The sequence below is a fragment of the Anabaena sp. CA = ATCC 33047 genome, assembly GCF_963870205.1.
In the GTDB taxonomy this organism is placed as follows: Bacteria; Cyanobacteriota; Cyanobacteriia; order Cyanobacteriales; family Nostocaceae; genus Trichormus.
On the sequence record NZ_CAWMSA010000039.1, the window covers coordinates 1 to 302 of the forward strand.

General features: G+C 42.4%; 2 protein-coding genes. Both read left to right on the forward strand.

Going from position 1 to position 302, the window contains the following annotated elements:
* Nucleotides 1-117 (forward strand): microviridin/marinostatin family tricyclic proteinase inhibitor (locus AACS98_RS09505; protein WP_084386892.1); only part of this gene is annotated, 117 nt, incomplete at its 5' end.
* A 96-nt stretch (nucleotides 118-213) separates the two neighbouring features.
* The coding region (locus AACS98_RS23605; RefSeq protein WP_157087506.1) for a microviridin/marinostatin family tricyclic proteinase inhibitor at nucleotides 214-302 on the forward strand (89 nt) is incomplete at its 3' end.

Sequence of the window (302 nt, forward strand, 5' to 3'; positions counted from 1 at the left end):
GCATCGGAAACCCCAGCAGTACCATTTTTTGCTCGCTTCCTAGAAGAACAAGCATCTCAGGCAGACAAGACCCCAATCTATACTCTAAAGTATCCTTCTGATTGGGAAGATTTCTAAATTCGAGCCAACTGCATCGGAATGCAAGCAGTAGTTTTCAGTTATCAAATAATTGAAAGCTACTCCTGACAATCAACCAATATCGAGAGAAAAACCATGTCTAACAACACAGTGAAAGCATCGGAAACCCCAGCAGTACCATTTTTTGCTCGCTTCCTAGAAGAACAAGCATCTCAGGCAGACAA